Raw genomic sequence first — 4,489 nt, 5'->3', positions numbered from 1 at the left:
CCACAATACCACCTCTAGTAATATTGTAAAATAATTACATATATATATCAATAATAAAATATAATATAAAAAATGTTTATTTTCTTTAAATTTTTGTTATAATATAAATAAGAAAAGCCTAGTGCGGGAACACTAAGCTTCTCCTAGAACGTTTTATGTTTTAGGGCTAGTAGATTTTTTTATTGGTGTCTTAAGAAAAGGACTTTACTTGATGGGAGGGTCCTTTTCTTGTGCCTTAAAATTTATTTTAAAACCTCTTATATTAATTTCTAAGTTAAATTCACAATCTTTTGAATTATGTTTTAATGCTCTATTAATCAATATCACTAATATTAATGCTATTGATATTATTAATATTCCAACAATCATCTAATACCACCCCCTTAGACTATTATTTCTAATAGCCCAAGGTGGGAAAACGTACAACCACCGCAACCCATCTTTGCGGAAAACATAAAGTTATTATATCATTATTTATTTTTATATGGAATATTTTTATTATGCATAATTAATAAAAACTAGGAAATTTAATCCTAGCTTTATTGTTATTTGCTATTTATTTTTGAATTTGAACTCCTGTCATTTTTAAATATTGACCATCTTGGACAGTAAGATATGTGTCTGCTTGCACATTTTCGTTTGAAACTATACTATCTAATTGATGCCTACTATTTGTAGTCACCTCTGTATACCCCATCCCACCTGTTAATTTCACTTTGTATTCTCCTGCCGGTATATCTTTGCCTACTTTATACATTCCATCTTTATATATTCCATCTTTTGGAATTATAGAAGGTGCTTCTGATACTGGATACATTTCCGCACCAGTTAACTTAAAGTATTCTCCTTCATTTAAAGTTACATATCTGTCACTACCAGATGTCAAATTATCATTAAATATTATACTATCTAATTGTCCCTTGCTATCTTTTGCACATTCTACATATCCTATACTTTTTGCGATAACCAAATATTCTCCTGCTGGTATATCTGTACCAATTTTATAAGTTCCAGCTTTTATTTTTTTAGCTTCCTTTTCTGCGGCTGCCTTAGCTTCTGCATCAGCTTTTGCTTTCGCTTCTTCATCTGCCTTTTGTTTAGCAACCTCTGCCGCTTTTTCCTCTTCTGTTTTCTCTTTTGGTTGTTCTTGTATAGTAGCAGTCTCTGTTTTTGTTGTTGCAGTTTGACTAGTTTTCTTACTACCCATATTAGATAATAACACTATTCCGAAAAATATTGATATTACTATTTTAGCAATTTTATTCCACCTACTATATTTCCACATAAGAAATAATCCTACTGGAAAAAAGAAAATTAAAAGTAATATAATCGCTAGATTTTTCTCATACCATTTTTGATTCATTATTATTCCCCCTTTTTAGTATTTATAATATGATTGTATATCAACTGTAATTTTTGTCAAATTTATTTAAATAAATCCATTTCAAGGAAAATAAAGATATAGAATTTTATTAACTCCCATGCACCTTAGTTGCATATTTTTCATATATTCTGTCAATAATTCTAAAGAAAATATAATTCACCAATTTAAATAGAGATAGCAATTAAGTCCCCCCCTGCTATCTCTTTGTTATTTAACATTTAAAACATTGATCTAATATTTCCATTATCTCTATCCACATAATACCATCCACTAGTTGCTGTATGAGATCCTTCTCCAGGATATGTTATTACGTCATAGCAATGTAATACCCACGAATTACCTTCTACATGGTCAACCTCTACAATTTGAGGAATATACTTGCCATTATTAGAAAGATACTGTTTTACCATCTCTTGAGCGTTGATAATTGTTATATTGTATTCAGAATCATTACTCCATGCACCATTTTCATTTAAATAATACCCATCAATAATTGCATTTGTAGCCATGTACCCATCAGAATAGAAATAATACCAGTTTCCATCAATAAATCTCCACTCTGTAGCATATGAATTACCTTCTGTATACCACCATCCTGTACTATTTTGCCTCCATTCTGCATTAGCTCCTGTAGGATTTAACATTGCTATTGCTATAAAAGCAATTAATGTTGAAAGTAGTCTTTTAAAGTTTTTCATTATTAATTTCCCCCTTTATTTTTCTATATTGTTAAACATTTCTACATTTATCTCTAAATTCCTTTATTATACTAAAATAAAATTAATTGCTAGATTAAATTTGTTTGTATAATATATAGAATTATTGTCAAATATAATAAATGCATGACTGTCTTGAATCTCCTGAATATTTAATAAAAAAGATGCAGCCAACTTAATGACTGCATCTTTTGCAATTTACTTATGAAAAAGAAACTAATGAAAAAAACTTTCTGCAACTATTATTATAATTAACTTTTCTTAACATTAACTGAATAAATATAAAATAAAGACTAGAAAATCTCTAGCCTTTATTTTCGTTCTTAATTTTTATATAGATATCATATACAATATCCTTAATTTCTGCTTTAATTCCTTTGATTTTAACAAAGCCTACACTAACATCATATTCAAATATCTTCCCTATAGACTCAGTTGATGTATTTTGTTTGAATATATTCATTGGAATTCTTAAAGCTCCAATTTTTTTATCAACAAACCTTTCTAATACAGTAACTATGTACGGATCCTCTATCATTGTCCTTAATAAATCTATTCTCATCTTACTTAATTTTATTTTTTCTTTAAGATCATCACCTGCATCTTCTTTATCTTTTTCTTTCTCTAACTCTTCAATATTCTTTTGCTCAGTTTTATTCATGTCGTCTAGTGCTTGTACTTTTTTCTGTAACTTAAATCCATTTAACTCAATATTAGTTATATCATTTATCCAATCTTTCAATTGAAATTTATATATAGAAAATATTATTGCTAATGCTATTATTATAATTTTCATATTGCCTTCAGTTAATAGTGAATCTAATAAATTATTACAAAATTTTGATACTAATTTTAGCATAATATTAATGCATACCACTAAATGATTACTTATTGTTTCTATATTAATATGGCTATAATATACTTTAATATAAATACCTAAAGTTAATACTAATACAGCTAATATTACAAGAAAAATACAAGTATTTATAATTATTTTAATATTAATTCTTTTAACATTTGCGTTACTCATTTTATTTATCCTTATTAACTAATTTAAACTTTTCTATGATGTTATTAGTGCTGTATACATGTTTACATTTACTGCATCTAACCATATCAGTTTCTTTATAAACATCTTGATTTGTGCAATGAGGACATATTGAATATTCTTTAATTTCCAAGATATTAAATTCTAAAAGTTCATGTATATTATCATATAATTCTAGTTGTTGAATATGTGTATTCTTTAATAAATAAGGTATTGTTAACTCTAACAAGCCATTATTAATGGCCGAATTAAAAACATTGACTAATTCTTTATTTTTTTCAATAAAGCTACAATAATCTATACCCATCAAAGAATTCTTTACAAACATTTTCAACTACCTCCTTATATAAAAAACTATTTATGCAGCTTATATCTCCATCCATCCTTAAATCTATAACTATATCATCTAAAGAACATTCTATTTCAGATATAGTCAGATTTTCATTTATTACTGCATCTTCTATTGCATCTAATCTTTTTTTACTATGTACATAATCACGCTTAACACTTCTTATTAAACTTCTTTCTTGATTATTATTATCTATAGCCGATGCTTCTATAATACTCACTAACTTACGTAAATTTCCAGCTCTTTCTTCTTGCATATATGTATCAAAATATCTTTCAAGATAATTATTTAAGTAATATTTAAGCATATTCTTACTGGTAATATTAAATAATGTTCTAAATGCAATTTTCCTATTAGTTACTTGTTTAGATATACTTATTATATTACTTTTTATGTCATTGTGAAACATTGTAACTAACTTTTTATTTATGTCTATTATAAATTTGCAACAATCATATAATTTAAAACTATAATCTTCAGTCGTTCCATCTTCTAATGTTTCACTACCATTTTCATTTATAATACATGCCATTTTTATTGTAACAAAATTATCATCTTTATAATAATATGTAACTTTATAACTATCGTCTAGTTTATCATTGTAATATTCACCATCATCAAAACTAATATCATTTTTTTCTTTAAACATTACATTTAAAATATCATTTGTTACATCTTCTATTACTGGAACTTTATCTTTGTTTTTCTTATATTGAATAATACTAAAAATAGCTGCTTTTTTAAAAGTTTCATCTTCTAAAGAATTTAACAATTGAACTTCATCTATATCCTTATAATTCTTAATATTATTTCTAAATTCCTCTATAGTATTTTCTTTTATAGGATATTCATATATTTCTTTTACAACAGATTTTATATATAAAAATTCTACTCCAAGCTCTTCTAATCTTTCCCATCTTAATGAATTATATTCTTCCATCTTTCCTCCATTATAGCTATTCATAAATAAATGATTCTATGTTATAATGGAA

The 4,489-nt window shown here is 26.0% G+C and carries 6 protein-coding genes; all 6 read right to left on the bottom strand.

Going from position 1 to position 4,489, the window contains the following annotated elements; all coding sequences use genetic code 11:
* Positions 1 to 204: 204 nt before the first annotated feature.
* On the bottom strand, positions 205 to 369 hold the full coding sequence (locus LLF98_RS06430; RefSeq protein ID WP_291702012.1) for a hypothetical protein: 165 nt from the start codon (positions 367 to 369) through the stop codon (positions 205 to 207).
* A gap of 187 nt (positions 370 to 556) precedes the next feature.
* Positions 557 to 1,363, bottom strand: a complete 807-nt coding sequence (locus LLF98_RS06425) for a hypothetical protein (protein ID WP_291702010.1) — start codon at positions 1,361 to 1,363, stop codon at positions 557 to 559.
* A gap of 239 nt (positions 1,364 to 1,602) precedes the next feature.
* Positions 1,603 to 2,082 carry a hypothetical protein gene (locus LLF98_RS06420; protein WP_291702008.1) on the bottom strand — a complete coding sequence of 160 codons (480 nt, stop codon included), beginning with the start codon at positions 2,080 to 2,082 and terminating at the stop codon, positions 1,603 to 1,605.
* A gap of 322 nt (positions 2,083 to 2,404) precedes the next feature.
* Complete coding sequence (locus LLF98_RS06415; protein WP_291702006.1) at positions 2,405 to 3,130, bottom strand: hypothetical protein; 726 nt, start codon at positions 3,128 to 3,130, stop codon at positions 2,405 to 2,407.
* A gap of 1 nt (position 3,131) precedes the next feature.
* Positions 3,132 to 3,476 carry a hypothetical protein gene (locus tag LLF98_RS06410; protein WP_291702004.1) on the bottom strand — a complete coding sequence of 115 codons (345 nt, stop codon included), beginning with the start codon at positions 3,474 to 3,476 and terminating at the stop codon, positions 3,132 to 3,134.
* A complete protein-coding gene (locus LLF98_RS06405; RefSeq protein ID WP_291702002.1) occupies positions 3,436 to 4,437 on the bottom strand; it encodes a hypothetical protein in 1,002 nt (333 codons plus the stop codon). Before LLF98_RS06405 ends, LLF98_RS06410 begins: the two co-directional genes overlap by 41 nt.
* Between the last annotated feature and the right edge of the window lie 52 nt (positions 4,438 to 4,489).

It is taken from the genome of Clostridium sp., assembly GCF_021372645.1.
In the GTDB taxonomy this organism is placed as follows: domain Bacteria; phylum Bacillota; class Clostridia; order Clostridiales; family Clostridiaceae; genus Clostridium.
The sequence above is the reverse complement of the archived record's forward strand: the minus strand, read 5'-3'. Positions and strand labels throughout refer to the sequence as shown.